Annotated in this window: 12 protein-coding genes and 1 pseudogene; 10 read left to right on the top strand and 3 right to left on the bottom strand. The window is 34.8% G+C overall.

All coding sequences use genetic code 11. The annotated features are described in order from the left end of the window. Positions 1-15 precede the first annotated feature (15 nt). A complete protein-coding gene (locus BM239_RS05595; RefSeq protein ID WP_092206626.1) occupies positions 16-2,517 on the bottom strand; it encodes a DUF5686 and carboxypeptidase-like regulatory domain-containing protein in 2,502 nt (833 codons plus the stop codon). 68 nt (positions 2,518-2,585) lie between these two features. Continuing rightward, positions 2,586-3,569 carry a pyruvate dehydrogenase complex E1 component subunit beta gene (locus BM239_RS05590; protein WP_092206625.1) on the bottom strand — a complete coding sequence of 328 codons (984 nt, stop codon included), beginning with the start codon at positions 3,567-3,569 and terminating at the stop codon, positions 2,586-2,588. 161 nt (positions 3,570-3,730) lie between these two features. Between BM239_RS05590 and BM239_RS05585 the strand changes: the two genes are divergently transcribed. From BM239_RS05585 to lspA, 10 genes and pseudogenes are all read left to right on the top strand, one after another. After that, the gene (locus tag BM239_RS05585) at positions 3,731-4,477 is read left to right on the top strand and encodes an electron transfer flavoprotein subunit beta/FixA family protein (protein ID WP_092206624.1); all 747 of its coding nucleotides are present in this window, start codon (positions 3,731-3,733) and stop codon (positions 4,475-4,477) included. A gap of 78 nt (positions 4,478-4,555) precedes the next feature. Then, entirely contained in the window at positions 4,556-5,515 is a 960-nt protein-coding gene (locus BM239_RS05580) for an electron transfer flavoprotein subunit alpha/FixB family protein (RefSeq protein ID WP_092206623.1), read from the top strand. Between the two features lie 120 nt (positions 5,516-5,635). Then, positions 5,636-6,250: a bifunctional nuclease family protein gene (locus BM239_RS05575; RefSeq protein ID WP_092206622.1), complete on the top strand. Its 615-nt coding sequence runs from the start codon at positions 5,636-5,638 to the stop codon at positions 6,248-6,250. A gap of 16 nt (positions 6,251-6,266) precedes the next feature. Beyond that, positions 6,267-7,987, top strand: a pseudogene (locus BM239_RS05570) (nucleoside transporter C-terminal domain-containing protein). Positions 7,988-8,202: 215 nt separating this feature from the next. Beyond that, on the top strand, positions 8,203-9,027 hold the full coding sequence (locus BM239_RS05565) for a thymidylate synthase (protein ID WP_092206621.1): 825 nt from the start codon (positions 8,203-8,205) through the stop codon (positions 9,025-9,027). Between the two features lie 7 nt (positions 9,028-9,034). Beyond that, on the top strand, positions 9,035-9,457 hold the full coding sequence (locus BM239_RS05560; protein ID WP_143094894.1) for an energy transducer TonB: 423 nt from the start codon (positions 9,035-9,037) through the stop codon (positions 9,455-9,457). 59 nt (positions 9,458-9,516) lie between these two features. After that, positions 9,517-10,419 (top strand): dihydrofolate reductase, encoded by a 903-nt coding sequence (locus BM239_RS05555; RefSeq protein WP_092206619.1) that lies wholly within the window; start codon positions 9,517-9,519, stop codon positions 10,417-10,419. A 74-nt stretch (positions 10,420-10,493) separates the two neighbouring features. Continuing rightward, entirely contained in the window at positions 10,494-12,044 is a 1,551-nt protein-coding gene (locus BM239_RS05550; protein WP_092206618.1) for an NAD(P)/FAD-dependent oxidoreductase, read from the top strand. A 186-nt stretch (positions 12,045-12,230) separates the two neighbouring features. Continuing rightward, a complete protein-coding gene (gene fabD / locus BM239_RS05540) occupies positions 12,231-13,124 on the top strand; it encodes an ACP S-malonyltransferase (protein ID WP_092206616.1) in 894 nt (297 codons plus the stop codon). After that, positions 13,124-13,624: a signal peptidase II gene (lspA, locus tag BM239_RS05535; protein ID WP_092206615.1), complete on the top strand. Its 501-nt coding sequence runs from the start codon at positions 13,124-13,126 to the stop codon at positions 13,622-13,624. The genes fabD and lspA overlap by 1 nt, the downstream gene beginning before the upstream one ends. A gap of 94 nt (positions 13,625-13,718) precedes the next feature. Here lspA and BM239_RS05530 read toward each other — a convergent pair whose 3' ends face one another. Beyond that, a complete protein-coding gene (locus BM239_RS05530) occupies positions 13,719-13,910 on the bottom strand; it encodes a hypothetical protein (protein WP_092206614.1) in 192 nt (63 codons plus the stop codon). Between the last annotated feature and the right edge of the window lie 143 nt (positions 13,911-14,053).

Here is a 14,053-nt window from a genome sequence, read left to right as displayed (position 1 = left end):
AGTTTATAACACATTTTAAAAATTAAAGCCGAAACTTCCTGTAATTCCAAAATTTCTGGCATCAGGTGCATCTCTATAATTTCCACGGAAGTTAAAATCGATTCTAAACACTTTAAAAATATTTCCAATACCTAGACTGTATTCGTAGTAAATTTCATCATTAGGTGCTTGCAATGGAATATTGGAAGGTGCGCTTAAGGCTATGTTTTCTTCAGACAAATCACCCCAAACACCACGAACACCAACTATTTCTCGCCAATTTAATTTTCGCAATAAGGGAATTCTAGAAAATAAGCGTCCGTTAAAGTTATGCTCTAAATGCAAAGAAGCATAGGTATCTGTAACAAACTCATAAAAATTTAATTGGGAAAATGATTTATAAATAGAAAAATATGATTGGTTTCCTGGTACCACACTTAATAAACCTAATGGTACTGTTCCAAAAGTTTTGCCAACTTCAAGGGTTGAATACAAGCGCCCTAAACCACCTAATTGCCAGGGTTGAATGTAAGAAAACTGTAATTTAGTATAATTAAAATCACTATTAAAAATATTTTTATCACCCAACGTGTACTGCGCAAAAATTGACGCATACGTGTCATTCCCATTCCGACGTTCCACACCATACCCTACCATTTTTCTTCCTGGAAAATACGACACGGCAAAGGTACTTTCAAATTGTTGAATTTCAGACGAAATACCCGTATCCGATTCGGGATCTACATAATCCAAACTAAACGTTGGTGACGCCGAAGATAAGGTTCTGTAATCACCACCTACTCGAAACAATACATTCTTAATGGGTTCAACTTCTATAGCTAAAGCTGTTAAATTAATATTAGAAAGTTTATCATTTGGTGCTGTTGTAAACACGGCATTAGAAGCTAAACTTCGCCCTAAAACATCTGTTGACGTTGTTAAGCTAGCACCTATTTGTTCAATATCACGCCGATGTCCAGCGGAAACAATTAGTCGGTTTCGTTTGTTTAATAAGTATTTGGCTGAAAAGCCGTATTTTACCTTATCATCTTTAAAGCCATAAGCTAAAAACCCTTGCAGGCGCCATAAATCATTAGGGCCAAAATAGGTTCTTGCTCCTGCGCGCAACCGAACACCTTCTACATCATTATAGCCAACTGTTGAAAATATTGGACCATAGTCTAGGTTTAGATCATCAAACTCAATATAACCTGAAGCCAAAACACTTCCTACATTATATAACCGCTTAAACTTTTTAACGGTTTTTAGTGTGTCTAACATTTGGTACACACCTTTTTCATCATTATTTAAAGCTTCCATTCGGTTTTTGTCCCAAAAATCCTCTTCACGATTGTAAGCATCTAAATTATAATCGAAAACTTCTTCTTTATAAAATTTTTCAGCTTTGGGCTTATTAAATTCATAATTATCATAAAGTGTGGTTCGCTTTCCGTAAACACCTCGAGATTCTTCTTTTTTATTAAAGGTGAAATCAGACATAAAGTAATCCCGTTTTATAAGGAATACAGAGTCATTAAGCACCTCAAACTCTTGTTCTATGTAAATTTCTTTTACCCAATTTATATTAGCACTTTTGGATGCCTGCATATTAATTTCCTTGATAGCAAAGGTGGTATCATTCACCCAAAAATTACCTTTAAAAGTCAATTCGTTTTTACGTCTTGGATAATAGGTAATATTATAACACCATTTATTATCTCTAAATGAGCTATCTGTTAGCACATAATTATAAGTGTTTACACCCGTTCTAGAAATTGGACTTACAAAACTTTTATCGAAAAATTTCAGGTAATTATCGTACACATCATATTCGGAATACAAGTCTTTAATAAATGCAATAATACTTTGGTTATTGCTAAAGCCAGAATTTTTGTTTCCCTTTAATTCTATTTTTTCTTTATTAATTATATTATCACCATACACTTTGGCTACTTCTTCATTTAAAAAAATTGGCAAGTATGTTTTACCGGTAACTTTAGAAGTATCTACTTGTTCGAAAATAAATTCCATCCCTTTAAATAGATTACTTTTTATTAAAGAACTATCAATGGTATTTAAATCGAATTCTACTTTCTCATACCGGTCGTATTCATACTGTTTAAATTGGTTTAAACCATTTTGCCGTTTGCGCTCCCAGATTTTTTGCAGAATAGCTATAGCTGGGTTTTCCTCTGCTTTTTTAGATTGTTTACCAGTAACAATAAACACTTCGTTCAAGGCGGCAGCTTCTTCCTCTATGGTGAAGTTTAAATCATAATTCACTTTTTTATCAAGTGATAATTCTATGGTTTTATAACCTACGAATGAAACGATTAATGTTGGCCATGTTTTGTTGGACTCTAAATAAAATCGACCATTTTCATCGGTTATTGTTCCTTCAAAAGAACCTTTAAAAATAATGTTAGCATAAGCCACGGGTTCTTGATTCTCATCATAGACGTAACCGCTTACCTTTGTCTGGGAGTAACCAACTAAAGAAGCTATGGTAAATAAAAAAAGTAGTAGATTAAATTTCATAGTTATAAAAAAACTTCATCAACAATCTAGCCAATGAAGTTTTATAAACGCAAAATATACGTTTTTATTTATACATTTTTATACATTACCTTTTTCACAGCTTTTATTACATCCGTGCTATTTGGTAACCATTCCTCTAAAAGCACAGGGGAATAAGGCGCAGGTGTATCTGCTGTGTTTATTTTTACAACAGGAGCATCTAGATAATCAAAGGCTTCCGATTGAACTAAATACGTTATATCTGTAGCAACATTGCCAAATGGCCAAGCTTCTTCTAAAACAACTAAACGATTCGTTTTTTTAACCGATTTTAAAATAGCTTCGCGATCCATTGGTCTAACGGTTCGTAAATCAATAATTTCACAAGAAATACCATCTTTTGCTAATTCTTCAGCCGCTTTGTAAGCTTCTTTAATAATCTTACCGAAAGAAACGATGGTAACATCGGTACCTTCGCGCTTAATATCTGCTACGCCTAATGGAATGGTGTATTCTCCTTCAGGCACTTCGCCTTTATCACCATACATTTGTTCGCTTTCCATAAAAATAACCGGATCGTTATCACGAATGGCAGCTTTTAACAAACCTTTTGCATCATAGGGATTGGAAGGAACAACAACCTTTAAACCTGGTGTATTGGCAAACCAACTTTCAAAAGCTTGTGAATGTGTCGCGGCTAATTGGCCTGCAGAAGCCGTTGGCCCACGAAAAACAATTGGACATGGAAATTGACCTCCAGACATTTGCCTAATTTTAGCTGCATTATTTATAATCTGATCAATACCTACTAAAGAGAAGTTAAACGTCATATATTCCACTATTGGTCTATTTCCTGTCATGGTAGACCCAATGGCTATTCCTGCAAAACCAAGTTCAGCTATTGGTGTATCAATAACGCGTTTTGGGCCAAACTCATCCAGCATACCTTTTGATGCTTTATAGGCTCCATTATATTCGGCAACTTCTTCACCCATTAAATAAACACTTTCATCACGACGCATCTCTTCGCTCATGGCTTCACAAATCGCTTCTCTAAATTGTATTGTCTTCATTTACTTATCTTAATTACGAAAGACAAAAATAACAATAAATAAAAAACTATACTCAAAACTTCTATTTAAAAATTTACTATGCGTGCATAGTAAAAATTCAAAATAAAATAATTAACTTCGTAACCTGAAAAAAGTATACTTTTTAATATAAATATATAGATATGAAAATATTAGTATGTATTAGTCATGTACCTGATACGACTTCGAAAATTAATTTTACAGATGGCGACACCAAATTTGACACCAATGGTGTACAATATGTTATTAATCCAAATGATGAATTTGGTTTAACGCGTGCCATGTGGTTTAAAGAAAAACAAGGCGCAAATGTTACTGTTGTTAATGTTGGTGGACCAGAAACAGAACCAACCTTACGAAAGGCTTTAGCCATTGGAGCAGATAATGCCATTCGTGTAAACACAGAAGCTAAAGACGGTTTTCAAGTTGCTAAACAATTAGCAAACGTGGTAAAAGAAGGTGGTTACGATTTAGTAATTGCTGGTCGTGAATCTATTGATTACAACGGCGGAATGGTTCCAGGCATGTTAGCTGGCTTAATTGGTGCTAACTTTGTAACCAACTGTATTAGCTTGGAAGTTGATGGTAATAATGCAAAAGCCATGCGTGAAATTGATGGCGGAAAAGAAACAGTTACGACAAGTTTACCATTAGTAATTGGCGGACAGAAAGGTTTGGTTGAAGAAAGCGATTTACGAATACCAAATATGCGAGGTATTATGATGGCTAGAAAAAAACCTTTAGAAGTTAAGGAGCCTGTTGATGCAAGCACTGAAACAGCATCGGTTAAATTTGAAAAACCAGCTCCAAAAGGCTCTGTAAAACTAATAGATGCCGATAATGTGGGTGAATTAGTAAACTTACTTCATAACGAAGCTAAAGTCATATAATAATCAATTTACAAATTTCAAATTCCGACGTTTTATTTTCAGGAATTTGCTTTTTGGAATTTAAATATAAATAAAATTATGTCAGTTTTAGTATATACAGAATCCGAACAAGGAAAATTTAAAAAAACCGCTTTAGAAGTTGCCTCATATGCAAAAGCTGTTGCGGACCAAATGGGTACTACCGTTACGGCCATTACCTTTAACGCTGATGACACCAGTATTCTTGGAAATCACGGTGTCGATAAAGTATTAAAAATAAGCAGTAGTGAATTAGAGAACTTTAATGCAAATGGATATGCCAGTGCTATTTCTCAAGCTGCTAAAAAAGAAGATTCTAAAGTCGTAATTGTTAGCTCTAGTGCAGATAGCAAATATTTAGCACCCTTACTAGCCATTAATTTAGAAGCCGGTTTTGCATCTAATGTGGTAGAAGCGCCATCAAGTGTGTCACCATTTACCGTAAAACGTACCGCTTTTACAAACAAAGCATTTAATATAACGACAATAGATACCAATGTAAAATTAGTAGGTGTTTCTAAAAATGCATTTGGCGTAAAAGAACAGACAGCTAGTGCAACGACTGAAGATTTTTCACCAAGCATTCCAGAATTAGGCGTTCATGTAGATTCTGTAGATAAAGTTACTGGCCAAGTAACTATTGCAGACGCAGAAATAGTAGTTTCTGGAGGCCGTGGCCTTAAAGGACCAGAAAATTGGGGAATGATAGAAGAATTAGCCGATGTTTTAGGTGCCGCTACCGCTTGCTCTAAACCTGTAAGTGATTTAGGCTGGAGACCTCATGGTGAACACGTAGGACAAACAGGAAAACCAGTTGCCTCAAATTTATATATTGCTATTGGAATTTCAGGTGCTATTCAACATTTGGCAGGTATTAACGCATCTAAAGTAAAAGTTGTTATAAATACGGATCCTGAAGCACCATTCTTCAAAGCAGCTGATTACGGAATTGTAGGTGATGCCTTTGAAGTGGTTCCTAAATTAATTGAAAAATTAAAAGAATTTAAAGCACAACAGTAAAAATATTTTTTTTAAATTGTTTTTATTAAAGGGCTGTTTAAGTTAGTATAAAATACTAAATCTGTATCATACAGTTTGGTAAAGTCCTAATTTAAACAGTTCTTTGTTTTTTAATTTACTATGAGTTTAGTACGACTAAAGATAAAAGGAATTTCATATAGCCAGACACAAAATGGCGCCTACGCATTAATATTAAATGAGGTAGATGGTGATAGAAAGTTACCCATAGTAATTGGTGCTTTTGAGGCACAATCCATTGCTATTGCTTTGGAAAAAGAAATTAGGCCACCAAGACCACTTACACACGATTTATTTAAAAATTTTGCGGACCGCTTTGACATTGTTATTAAGCAAGTAATTATTCATAAACTGGTTGACGGTGTTTTTTATTCTAGTATCATTTGTGAACGGGATAACGTTGAAGAGATTATTGACGCTAGAACCAGCGACGCTATAGCTTTAGCATTAAGATTCCAAGCGCCAATTTTTACTTATAAGAATATTTTAGATAAAGCTGGTATTTACCTAAAAATCAATCCTGAAGATGAGAATGAATCTGAATCCGATAGTATTTTAGTGGACGATCTTATTGCCGAGGAGCTGGAAACAGGAACGGTTAAAGAGAGTTACAACTCAAAATCTCTTGAAGAACTTCACAATATGCTTGATGAAGCCGTAGCCAACGAAGACTACGAAAAAGCAGCCAAAATACGAGACGAAATATCTAAACGATAACATAATTAATCAACTTATGAAAAAGCTATTTTTAGCATTAACAGCTATTCTTTTTTCTATTTGTACTTTAACGGCTCAAGATATTTCGAAAAAATGGCAATTTGAATCTGCTGAAAATATAGTTGGTGAAACCGCTTTTTCTGCCGATCCTTACACTGATATTCTAGAACTAAAAAATGGTGAGTTTCGTTTTTCGTTTAAAGATAACGATACCATTAGTGCTTCTGGAGATTATATGCACCAGAATAACCTATTAGTTTTTTTCTACACCAAACCAATTGACACCTTAAAACGTTATAAAATTACCGAACTAACCGATTCTACACTTGTGTTTACTGAAAAAGATAAAGTGTATAACTTTACAGCTGCAAAAACAGTAGAAGAAGCTGGATTAGTAGGGCAAATAATAGATGAGAATGCTATAAAACCAAGTGAAGGTTTCTCTTTTACAAGCCTTTGGCGTGGTGTTTTAGGAATGGTTTCTTTAATATTTATTGCATTCTTATTTAGCAGCAATAGGCGTGCTGTAAACTGGAAAACCGTAGGTATTGGTTTAGCTTTTCAGTTAATTATTGCCATTGGTGTTTTAAAAGTGCCGTTTATACAAAGTGCATTTGAAGGTATTGGCGGCTTATTTATTAGTATTTTAGATTTTACACGAGCAGGAAGTAAATTCCTATTTGAAGGACTGGTAGTAGACATGGACACATTCGGTTTTATTTTCGCCTTTCAAGTATTACCAACTATTATATTCTTTTCTGCATTAACATCCGTTCTATTCTATTTAGGCATTATTCAACGAGCAGTAAAACTTATGGCTATGCTGCTCACTAAACTCCTAAAAATTTCAGGCGCCGAAAGTTTAAGTGTTGCAGGAAATATATTTTTAGGGCAAACCGAAGCACCTCTTCTTATTAAAGCCTATTTAGACAAAATGACCAAGTCAGAGATGCTTCTAGTCATGATTGGCGGTATGGCAACTGTAGCTGGCGCAGTACTTGCTGCTTATATCGGTTTTTTAGGTGGTGATGATCCAGCCTTGCGTTTAGTGTATGCTAAACACTTACTAGCAGCTTCTGTAATGGCAGCACCTGGAGCCATTGTTATTTCAAAAATACTTTATCCTCAAACCGAAGAGATTAATACAGATGTCTCCGTATCTTCTGAAAAAATTGGATCAAATATTTTAGACGCTATTGCCAATGGAACTACAGAGGGTTTACGCCTTGCCGTTAACGTTGGTGCCATGCTTTTAGTTTTTGTAGCTTTTATTGCAATGCTCAATGGTATTCTAGGATGGATTGGCGAATTTTCAACCGTAAACACTTGGATGGCTGAAAACACCCTTATCCTGCACTTTCTTTAGAAGCCATTTTAGGAACTATATTTGCACCTCTCATGTGGTTGATTGGTGTGGCTACCGAAGATATAATGATGATGGGACAATTGTTAGGAATTAAATTAGCGGCTAGTGAATTTGTAGGTTATATTCAATTAGCCGATTTAAAAAACGTCGCTAACGAAGTTCACCTTAATTATAATAAATCCATAATCATGGCAACCTATATGCTCTGTGGTTTTGCAAATTTTGCATCTATTGGAATTCAAATTGGTGGTATAGGTTCACTAGCACCAAGTCAGAGAAAAACACTCTCCGAATTTGGAATGAAAGCCTTAATTGGTGGAACCATTGCCTCTTTAATTTCTGCAACCATTGCTGGAATGATAATTGGATAACCCCAATTCCTGCGAAGGCAGGAATCACAAAGCAAAAACCCCTTTAGCAATTTAACTTTAGCTAGTTAATAACTTTTCATATCATTTTAAAGGTTCCCTCTATTTGATTTAACCCTTTTCTTTATTTTAGCTTATCAATTTTGGGTTCTATTTCCCAGGTATAAATGAAATTTTTGTTTAATTAAAAAGAGATTCTCACGTTTGTGGGAAATATTATGAAACAATATCACGACCTTGTTAAGCACGTATTGGAAAATGGCAACGAAAAAGGCGACCGCACAGGAACTGGAACAAAAAGTGTATTTGGTTACCAAATGCGATTTGATTTAAGTGAAGGCTTCCCATTGGTTACCACAAAAAAACTACACTTAAAATCCATAGTTTATGAACTTTTATGGTTTTTAAAAGGTGATACTAACATTAAATACCTAACAGAAAATGGTGTGCGTATCTGGAACGAATGGGCAGACGAAAATGGCGATTTAGGACCTGTTTATGGCCACCAATGGCGAAATTGGAATAACGATGATATTGACCAGATTAAAGATATTGTTGAAACTTTAAAAAACAACCCTAATAGTCGTCGCATGTTGGTTTCTGCTTGGAATCCATCTGTTTTACCAGATACATCAAAATCTTTTAGTGATAATGTTGCCAACGGAAAAGCAGCACTTCCACCTTGCCATGCCTTTTTTCAATTTTATGTAGCCGATGGTAAATTGTCCTGTCAACTATATCAGCGAAGCGCTGACATTTTTTTGGGCGTGCCTTTTAATATAGGCTCCTATGCCTTGTTTACCATGATGGTGGCTCAAGTTTGTGGTTATGAAGCAGGCGAATTTATCCACACCTTTGGTGATGCTCATATTTACAACAACCATATAGAACAATTGGAATTGCAACTGTCTCGTGACATCAGACCTTTACCTAAAATGAAAATTAATCCTGAAGTAACTAATATTTTCGATTTCAAATTTGAAGATTTCACACTTGAAGATTATAATCCGCATCCACATATTAAAGGAAAGGTTGCAGTATAATTTGGATATGAAAAAACTACTATTCGCTATTTGCATACTTTATTGTATGAATAGCTTTTCTCAACAAAACTTCAAACTGGAGACTAAAAACTCACATTTCCCAATGTTTCGTGGTTGCAAAAAAGCCGTAAGTAATGAGGATTTAAAAAATTGCACTATTGAAAAAATAATGGATTATATCAAGGTTAGCATTAATTATGAGCTGGCCGATAAATTATTTCCATTAGATAAAAGCACCCAATTTCAAGTCAGTTTTGTAATTAATGAAAAAGGTAAAGCAGAAGCTATTTCAGCAAAAGCACACAAAAAGGAAATGGCTGCTGAAGCCATTCGCGTTTTAAAGCGCATGCCTAAAATGAAAGAACCCGGTACAATAAATGGTAAACCTGCAAAATTTCCAATTGACTTTCTAATGACTATTTATTTCTAATTTATTGCACAGCATCAATTCATTAAAAATTAGCTAAATTTGTTTAAATTCAGTCAATCATGTTTGGAAAGAAAAAAGATACTACTTCAGAAATAGACAAGGAACAACTGGAACTCTTAAAAACGGCTCAAAACCGCATTAAGCAAAAAAAACGTCTGTATGCGCATTTTGTTGTTTTTCTTATTGGATCCGTATTTTTAATACTTGCTAATACCGCTTTAGGTATTGGTGAAGGTGTTAAACTTTTTAATATCGATTGGTTTGTTTATGCCATTGCATTTTGGCTATTTTTATTTATCTATCATGTTTTTAATGTATTCGTTACCTCAAAGTTATTGAGTAAAAAATGGGAGGAAAAACAATTAAATCATTTAGTTTCCAAACAAAAAGCTCGAATAACCGAACTGCAAGCACAGGTTGAAAAAGATTATCCGCTTCCAGAAAAAAAAAGTTTGAAAACCACTTCTAAAAAATCTGAAATCACCATAATTGTTGCTGCTGGTGAAAATAATGCTATTGGTAAAGACAATCAACTTATTTGGCATTTAAGTGACGATTTAAAGCGTTTTAAAAACTTAACTAATGGACACCATATAATTATGGGTCGTAAAACTTTTGAAAGCTTCCCGAAACCCTTACCAAACAGAACACACGTAGTAATAACTAGACAGAAAAATTACCAAGTACCTTCCGGTGTTATTGTCGTTAATAATTTGGAAGATGCTTTGGATGCTGCGCGAACAGACAGTCAACCATTTATAATTGGTGGTGGCGAAATTTACAAGCAAGCTATAGATATTGCAGATAAGCTAGAAATTACCCGAGTACATTCCAATTTTGAAGCCGATACATTTTTCCCAAAAATAGATCCTTCAAAATGGAAAGAAGAGACGAGAACAACCCATCCAAAAGATGAGAAACATGCTCACAGTTTTTCGTTTATAACTTATGTTAGAAAATAACAAACACTTCTTATTGCAGAAAACCAATTTAATTATTTTTAATAAGCCTCACGGATTTTTGCTAATTTCGCAGTATGATTAAAGACATCCAATTGCGCGTTAGTTTAGCAGATGAAGAACGTGCTGATATTTTAATAATAAAAGCGTCTCAATATCTTGATATAAGTCCTGATAAAATTTCAGGCATCAAAATACTTAGAAAATCTATTGACGCGCGAAAACCAAGGATAGTTTTTAATTATAAAGTCGCTGTTTATATTAATGAACCTGTTCCAGAAACATCCGAATACATCTTCGATTATAAAGATGTTTCCAAAGCCAAACCCGTTCATATTATTGGCTTTGGACCTGCAGGCATGTATGCAGCTTTACGCTGTATAGAACTCGGCTTCAAACCCATTGTTTTGGAACGTGGTAAAAATGTAAAAGACAGACGTCGGGATTTAAAAGCCATCAATCAAGATCATTTTGTAAACGAAGATTCCAATTATTGCTTTGGTGAAGGTGGCGCAGGAACCTATAGTGATGGTAAATTGTACACTAGAAGTTTAAAGCGTGGTGATGTACGACGTATTTTTGAAAACCTGGTCTACCATGGGGCAACCAATCAAATTCTAGTCGATGCACACCCACACATTGGAACTAATAAGCTTCCAAAAGTTGTTCAGAATATTCGTGAAACTATATTAAAATATGGTGGTGAAATACATTTTGAAACACGTGTAACAAATTTCACCATAAAAAATAATGCCATAAAAGCTATTCAACTTTTAAATGGCGATGAAATGGAGGCCAATCGTGTCATTTTAGCAACAGGGCATTCGGCAAGGGATATTTATTATTTATTACACAAAAAAGAAATTGCTCTCGAAGCAAAATCATTTGCCATGGGTGTTCGAGCCGAACATCCCCAAGAAATTATTGACCGTATTCAATATCATTGTAGTGGTAAACGTAGTGATTTATTACCAGCTGCTTCTTATAGTTTGGTTCAACAAGTAAATGACCGTGGAGTGTATTCTTTCTGCATGTGTCCAGGTGGTTTTATAGTTCCAGCCGCAACTGCTCATGGTGAAGTAGTAGTAAATGGCATGTCGCCTTCCAAACGAAATAACCTATTTGCTAATTCTGGGATTGTGGTTGAAATTGATGTCCACAAAGATTTATATAAATATGAGCACTTTGGCGTCTTAAAAGGGTTAGAATATCAGAAAGATTTAGAGCGTCTGGCCTTTACTGCTGGCGGCAGAAGCCAAGCAGCTCCAGCACAACGATTAACAGATTTTGTAAACGGTAAACTATCAACTAGTTTAAATCCTACTTCATATCAGCCTGGATTAAATTCGGTGCCATTACATTCCCTATTACCCAAATTAATTGGGAGTCGTTTACGTCAAGGCTTTAAAGCTTTTGGAGAAAAAATGCGTGGTTATTATACAGACGAAGCGAATATTGTTGGTGTGGAATCGCGTACCTCTTCACCGGTTAGTATTCCCAGAAATGAACAATTAGAGCACCCACAAATTAAAGGCTTATATCCTTGTGGAGAAGGTGGCGGTTATGCTGGCGGAATTGTTTCAGCTGCTATGGATGGTGAGCGTTGTGCAGAAGCAGCCTGCAAATAGAATATAGCTTTCAGTTGCTGTTATTAATATTGCCAAATATTAATGTGGTTAACTTCAAATCATCATTTATATTGATTAAAAGTAATAAATTAAAAGAGGCTACTGTAAACTCCGACTGTAAACTGATAACGACCACTAAAAACTGATATAAAATTCCTATTTTTGCCACAATAAAATTTAACACATATGAACGCATATATATTTCCGGGTCAAGGTGCTCAATTTACAGGAATGGGATTAGATCTTTACGAAAAATCACCTATAGGTCAAGAATTATTTGAAATAGCTAATGATATTTTAGGTTTCAGCATAACAGACACAATGTTTGAAGGAGCTGCTGAAGATTTAAAACAGACAAAGGTTACGCAACCAGCCATTTTTTTACACTCCGTTATATTGGCCAAGGTTTTAGGCACTAATTTCAAGCCAGATATGGTTGCCGGACATTCATTAGGTGAATTTTCTGCTTTAGTTGCCAATGGCACGATGACCTTCGAAGATGGTTTAAAATTGGTTTCTACACGCGCTCAAGCTATGCAAAAAGCTTGTGAAGTTCAACCAAGCACCATGGCAGCTGTTTTAGGTTTGGAAGATGCTATTGTTGAAAAAATATGTGCTGAAACAGCCGGTATTGTAGTTGCAGCAAACTATAATTGCCCAGGACAATTAGTGATTTCTGGTGAAATTGATGCAATTAATACAGCTTGTGAAGCTTTGAAAGCAGCTGGTGCACGCCGAGCGTTAGTTTTACCAGTTGGAGGTGCATTCCATTCGCCATTAATGGAGCCTGCTCGTGAGGAATTAGCAGCTGCCATTGAAGCTACTACTTTTGGAAAACCAATATGTCCAATTTATCAAAACGTTACAGCTAGCGCTGTGATGGATGAAGCAGAAATAAAGGCGAATTTAATTTCACAATTAACAGCTCCTGTAAAATGGACACAATCTGTTCAGCAAATGGTATCGGATGGCGCTACGCTTTTCACTGAAGTTGGCCCTGGCAATGTCTTACAAGGTTTGGTGAAAAAAATCAATAGAGACTCGCAAACAGCTTCAGCAACTTTTGAAACGGAAGCCTAATGAAATTATCACGCAATACTTGGATTATTCTGCTTATAGTATTTAATATTGCTATAGACCAAATAACCAAACTTATAGTAAGAGCAGAAGTGGTTCCTGGAAGTCAAACACCTATTATTGGTGACATATTCACCTTACATAATGTGGAAAATTCTGGTGCGTTTTTAGGCATGGGAAGTGATTTCCATCCAACCCTACGCCTCATTTTATTACTCATTCTACCAACCGTTGTGTTAGGCTATGTGGTATACTACATTATTACTAATAAAAGTTTAGATCGCTATTCTTTAATTGGATTTTGTTGCATTGTTGGTGGAGGCGTTGCTAATATATATGATAGAATTGTATATGGTTCGGTTACCGATTTCTTTCACATTGATTTAGGTGGTGTTTTTAGAACTGGTATTTTTAATGTAGCAGATATGTCTGTTATGTTCGGTATGGGTCTTCTATTATTTGCAAGTTTTAAAAGCAGAAAAACCAATAAAATAACAACCTAAAACATTTTAAATATAAGACATAAAAAGTGTCTTGAAGTTATATTAAAAATATAACTTCAAGACATTCTTTTTTAAAAATGTGTTAAATAAACCTTTATCTCGCTAGCTCACAAGACTTACAATCTTTAATTTTTCCATAATAAGTTTCACGGTACTTGTGAACTGTTTTTACTGGAATACTTAAAAATTGCTTTTTAATGTAGGTTACTTTGGTAAGTAATTCACCCATTTTTGGTGTGAACCTTTTTTCGACTTTCGTCTCGCGTTTTACTGTAATCAATCTCATATTATCTCGTATCATTTGCTACAAAGTAACAACTATTTTGAGTAATACACAAAAATAGAACATTAAAACACTGTTAATCAGATTAATAATACGAATACTTTAATTGAAACGTGTATTCATTGCCATATCCATAATGAAACTTA

Source organism: Algorimicrobium echini (assembly GCF_900115185.1).
Taxonomy (GTDB): Bacteria; Bacteroidota; Bacteroidia; order Flavobacteriales; family Flavobacteriaceae; genus Algorimicrobium; species Algorimicrobium echini.
Note: the sequence above shows the minus strand (reverse complement) of the source record. Positions and strands in the feature narration are given on the sequence as shown.

Coding starts and splice junctions, on each gene's coding strand:
- BM239_RS05595 (WP_092206626.1), bottom strand. CDS start 2,517: ATGAAATTTAATCTACTACTTTTTTTATTTACCATAGCTTCTTTAGTT.
- BM239_RS05590 (WP_092206625.1), bottom strand. CDS start 3,569: ATGAAGACAATACAATTTAGAGAAGCGATTTGTGAAGCCATGAGCGAA.
- BM239_RS05585 (WP_092206624.1), top strand. CDS start 3,731: ATGAAAATATTAGTATGTATTAGTCATGTACCTGATACGACTTCGAAA.
- BM239_RS05580 (WP_092206623.1), top strand. CDS start 4,556: ATGTCAGTTTTAGTATATACAGAATCCGAACAAGGAAAATTTAAAAAA.
- BM239_RS05575 (WP_092206622.1), top strand. CDS start 5,636: ATGAGTTTAGTACGACTAAAGATAAAAGGAATTTCATATAGCCAGACA.
- BM239_RS05565 (WP_092206621.1), top strand. CDS start 8,203: ATGAAACAATATCACGACCTTGTTAAGCACGTATTGGAAAATGGCAAC.
- BM239_RS05560 (WP_143094894.1), top strand. CDS start 9,035: ATGAAAAAACTACTATTCGCTATTTGCATACTTTATTGTATGAATAGC.
- BM239_RS05555 (WP_092206619.1), top strand. CDS start 9,517: ATGTTTGGAAAGAAAAAAGATACTACTTCAGAAATAGACAAGGAACAA.
- BM239_RS05550 (WP_092206618.1), top strand. CDS start 10,494: ATGATTAAAGACATCCAATTGCGCGTTAGTTTAGCAGATGAAGAACGT.
- fabD (WP_092206616.1), top strand. CDS start 12,231: ATGAACGCATATATATTTCCGGGTCAAGGTGCTCAATTTACAGGAATG.
- lspA (WP_092206615.1), top strand. CDS start 13,124: ATGAAATTATCACGCAATACTTGGATTATTCTGCTTATAGTATTTAAT.
- BM239_RS05530 (WP_092206614.1), bottom strand. CDS start 13,910: ATGAGATTGATTACAGTAAAACGCGAGACGAAAGTCGAAAAAAGGTTC.